Consider the following 3,527-nt stretch of genomic DNA (forward strand, 5'->3'; position numbering starts at 1 on the left):
TCCGCGCACGAGCATCCACCGCCACGCACGACCACAAGCGCGGCGAGGATGCGCGTGCGCGGCTGGCCGTGCTCAGCGAAATGCCCGACGCGTGGCGCGCGGTGTCGCTCGACTGGTCCGCGCTCAACCGGCCGCATCGCGGCGGCGCGCATCGCGACCTCGCATGGGCGCCGGGGCCGGCCGCCGAGGCGATGCTGTACCAGACGCTCGTTGGCTGCTGGCCGCCCGAACTCGCGCCCGACGACGCGGCGGGGCGCGCGGCGCTCACCGAACGCGTCGTGCAGTGGCAGACGAAAGCGCTGCGCGAGGCGAAGCGTCACACCGACTGGCTCGCGCCCGACATGCGCTACGAGCGCGATTGCGAAGCGTTCGTCCGCGCGATCCTGAAGCCGCGTGGCCCGGGCGACTTCGCCCATCGGCTGCATGCGTTCGTCGCGCGGATCGCGCCGGCCGGCGTCGTCAACAGCCTGACGCAGGCCGTGCTGCGAATGGCCTCGCCCGGCGTGCCCGACCTGTATCAAGGATCCGAATCATGGGATCACTCGCTCGTCGATCCGGACAACCGCCGCGACGTGCCGTTCGCGGCGCTCGCGGCCGAGCGGGTCGACGCGCCGGTCGCGTCGTATCTGGCGGCATGGCCCGATGCGCGCGTGAAGCGGGCGCTGGTCGAGCGCATGCTGGCGCTGCGCGCGCGATGGCCGGCGACGTTCGCGGATGGCGCGTACGTGCCGCTGCGCGTGCGCGGTCCGCTCGGGCGTCATGCGGTGGCGTTCGCGCGGTGCAGCGACGAGGCCACCGTCGTGGTGGTCGCGACACGGCTCGCGGGCCGGTTGCTCGGCGAAGCGCCGGAATTGCCGCGCGTGGAACCCGGGCGATGGGGCGATACGGCGGTCGTGCTGCCGCGCGATATCGACGGGCCGTGGATGGATGGGCTGAATGCGGGGGATGCGGTCGACGTGCCGGGACGCATTTTGCCGCTCGACCGCTGCCTGGCTTCGTTGCCTGTCGCGGTGCTCGTCGCCGCGCATCCGCCCGTCACGCGTCGGTGACGTCGGGCTCGCGCGCGTCGTTGCGCTGCACGCACTGCACGACCGACAGCCCGTCGGCCGTCAACGCAGGCCGGCGCTCGCCGGACGCGTCGTCGTGCTGCATCACGATCAGGTGCTGTTCGACCAGCGCGAAGATATCCTCGCGGTCGATCTGGATCTGCTCCGGTGCGCGATGCACCAGGAGCAGCGTGGCGAATTCATGGGCGGTCAGCATGCTCGTTCCCCGTTGGCGGCTGCGCGAGATGCGCGCCGGCGAGCAGCAATGCATGCAGGGACCATGCCGGGTTACGTGGCGGCTTCGTCATCCGTGCCACCTGCGCGCGGCGCGATGTGGCACCACACGGCGGCGCGTGCGCGGTGCAAAGTTTTCAACGGCGTGTAATGCGGGAGACAAACCGGCGGGAGGCAAACCCGCGCACGACACGCGGGGAACGCCAGCAGGTCAGGATCGCCGCGACCGGAACAGGCCCGCTCGCGCACGGCCGGCCGGCGCACGAAAATAGCCGCTGTGCAGCACCACGCCGCCGTTACCGTTACCGGTGCCGCCGCCGCTGCTGTCGCCCAGCACGTCGGCGCAGGCGGCTTCGATGCGCGCGCGGCCCTGTTCGAACGCATCGCGCAAGTCGGCCTCCAGCGCGGAGCGTGCGCCGAAATGATCTTCCAGCGCTTCGACCGTGATCGCGCAGGTTTGCAGTTCGCCATCGACATCGACGACGAAACGCAACTGCAGCGCCGCCCCGTCGAACACGGGCGGCTCGTCGACCAGTGTCACGCGGCGGGGGGAATCGGCGGCCATGGTTTCAGGCGCCCCGCGCCGAAAGGCGATCGACCGGTGCGGCCCCGACCGCGAGCATGGCTACCTGGCAATGCCCCAACCTTCCGCTCATGAGCCCCTCCGTCCGCGTGGTGGCACGTGTCGTGCAATACCACGCGCGCCGCAAGCGACGTGCCCGCCGCTCCGTTCGCGCGCGCGAGTCGCGTATCGAAAACCGATCCGCCCGGCTACTGCAGACGGCGCGCCGCGTCGAGCATCGCATCGGTGAGCTCGACCGTCAGCGTCACGTGTTCGTCGGGCAGGCGCTCGAGCAGGTCCTCCACCGTGGCGTGCAGGATCGCGTGCACGCGCATCCGCGTGCTTTCGTCGAGATCCGCATAGCGCTCCATCGTGTCGCAGTCGAGCACGAGCATGACCGAATGCCGGGCGGTCTCGGGCGGCGGGTCGGCCGCCTCCGCCCACGCCGCCTGAAACGTGATCCTGCCCGTCGCGACGTCGACATGGACCGTCGTATCGAGATCGTCGGCGTCGATCGTGTCGCCATCGGCATCGGCGTCGATCTCGTCGTTTTCCAGCCGGATCCGGGAATGCGATTGCATGATGTCCTCCTGCGTGATGGCGGAATGGCACGTCCTGTCCGTCGTTTGAAGCAACCCCCGTGCCGCGGCCGGCCCGGGTTCGTCGTACGGATGACGCGCGCCGCCCGCCGCCCGCCGCCCGCCGCGCGGCACGCGGTTTGCGTCGCCCACCCCGTCACTACGCCGCTGTCACCCTCAATGGAGCCCATGGAATGCCTTCCGCTACCGCTACCCGCGCGCATGGCAAGCACCTGACGCGACGCCCGGGCCGCGCCCGCGGCACCGACCCGCACCACCGCAAGCGCTGGTCCGCCGACGTCACGCAAAAAAGCGATGCGCTCGACATCGAGCCGGACATCTTCAAGTCCGACGACCCGGCCGCGATCGCCGCGTCGCTGAAGCATTCGGCCGAACACAGCCGCCGCCGCAAGGCGTCGCCGTTCCAGTCGGCGATGTCGATGCTGAACTTCTACGTGAACCGCGCGGGCCGGAACCTGCCGAAAACGCGCCGCGCCACGCTCGAACGCGCGAAGCGGAAGCTGCGCGAGGCGTTCGGCCGCAAGCCCTGACGGCGCGCGACCCGTTATCGGCCTGCCACGGCACACATGCACGAAGCGCTCTGGTACGTAATCGTCGGCGCGGTGCTGATGGGCATGGGCGTCGCGACGTCCGCGCTGCGCCACCTGCCCGTCAGCACCGCGATGATCTATCTCGTGCTCGGCGTCGCGCTCGGCCCGGCCGGCGCCGGCCTGCTCGATCTCGACCTCGAACGCGACGCACGGCTGCTACGCGAGATCGTCGAGATCGCGCTGCTCGTCTCGCTGTTCGCGATCGGGCTGCGGCTGCGCGTACCGCTCACCGACCGCCTGTGGCGCGTGCCGTGCCGCCTCGGCCTGCTCGCGATGGGCCTCACCGTGCCGCTGCTGGCCGCGTGCGCGATGCTCGCCCTCGGGCTCGACGGGGGCCCCGCGCTGCTGCTCGCGGCGATCCTCGCGCCGACCGACCCGGTGCTCGCGCACGACGTGCAGGTGCACGACCCGGGCGATCGCGATCTCGTGCGCTTCGCGCTGTCGGGCGAAGGCGGCCTGAACGACGGGATCGCGCTGCCGTTCGCGCTGGCCGGGC

At 71.1% G+C, this 3,527-nt stretch carries 5 protein-coding genes and 1 pseudogene; 3 read left to right on the forward strand and 3 right to left on the reverse strand.

Features of this window, described 5'->3' with window-relative positions; genetic code table 11:
- Positions 1 to 1,049 (forward strand): annotated as a pseudogene (locus G3N96_RS37960) (malto-oligosyltrehalose synthase); the annotation flags it as partial.
- On the opposite strand, the gene G3N96_RS37965 reads toward G3N96_RS37960, so the two are convergent.
- From G3N96_RS37965 to G3N96_RS37975, 3 genes are all read right to left on the reverse strand, one after another.
- Positions 1,036 to 1,263 (reverse strand): hypothetical protein, encoded by a 228-nt coding sequence (locus G3N96_RS37965; RefSeq protein WP_206140416.1) that lies wholly within the window; start codon positions 1,261 to 1,263, stop codon positions 1,036 to 1,038. The pseudogene G3N96_RS37960 and the gene G3N96_RS37965 overlap by 14 nt on opposite strands.
- A gap of 228 nt (positions 1,264 to 1,491) precedes the next feature.
- Positions 1,492 to 1,845 carry a DUF1488 domain-containing protein gene (locus tag G3N96_RS37970; RefSeq protein ID WP_206140417.1) on the reverse strand — a complete coding sequence of 118 codons (354 nt, stop codon included), beginning with the start codon at positions 1,843 to 1,845 and terminating at the stop codon, positions 1,492 to 1,494.
- Positions 1,846 to 2,051: 206 nt separating this feature from the next.
- Positions 2,052 to 2,423: a DUF3022 domain-containing protein gene (locus tag G3N96_RS37975; RefSeq protein WP_206140418.1), complete on the reverse strand. Its 372-nt coding sequence runs from the start codon at positions 2,421 to 2,423 to the stop codon at positions 2,052 to 2,054.
- A gap of 191 nt (positions 2,424 to 2,614) precedes the next feature.
- Between G3N96_RS37975 and G3N96_RS37980 the strand changes: the two genes are divergently transcribed.
- Complete coding sequence (locus tag G3N96_RS37980) at positions 2,615 to 2,971, forward strand: DUF3175 domain-containing protein (RefSeq protein ID WP_206140419.1); 357 nt, start codon at positions 2,615 to 2,617, stop codon at positions 2,969 to 2,971.
- Between the two features lie 36 nt (positions 2,972 to 3,007).
- The coding region (locus G3N96_RS37985) for a cation:proton antiporter (RefSeq protein ID WP_206140420.1) at positions 3,008 to 3,527 on the forward strand (520 nt) is incomplete at its 3' end.

The sequence above is a fragment of the Burkholderia sp. Se-20373 genome, assembly GCF_017104705.1.
Taxonomy (GTDB): domain Bacteria; phylum Pseudomonadota; class Gammaproteobacteria; order Burkholderiales; family Burkholderiaceae; genus Burkholderia.

Excerpts from the sequence above, each read along its gene's own strand:
- G3N96_RS37965 (WP_206140416.1), bottom strand. The coding sequence starts at position 1,263 with ATGCTGACCGCCCATGAATTCGCCACGCTGCTCCTGGTGCATCGCGCA.
- G3N96_RS37975 (WP_206140418.1), bottom strand. The coding sequence starts at position 2,423 with ATGCAATCGCATTCCCGGATCCGGCTGGAAAACGACGAGATCGACGCC.
- G3N96_RS37980 (WP_206140419.1), top strand. The coding sequence starts at position 2,615 with ATGCCTTCCGCTACCGCTACCCGCGCGCATGGCAAGCACCTGACGCGA.
- G3N96_RS37970 (WP_206140417.1), bottom strand. The coding sequence starts at position 1,845 with ATGGCCGCCGATTCCCCCCGCCGCGTGACACTGGTCGACGAGCCGCCC.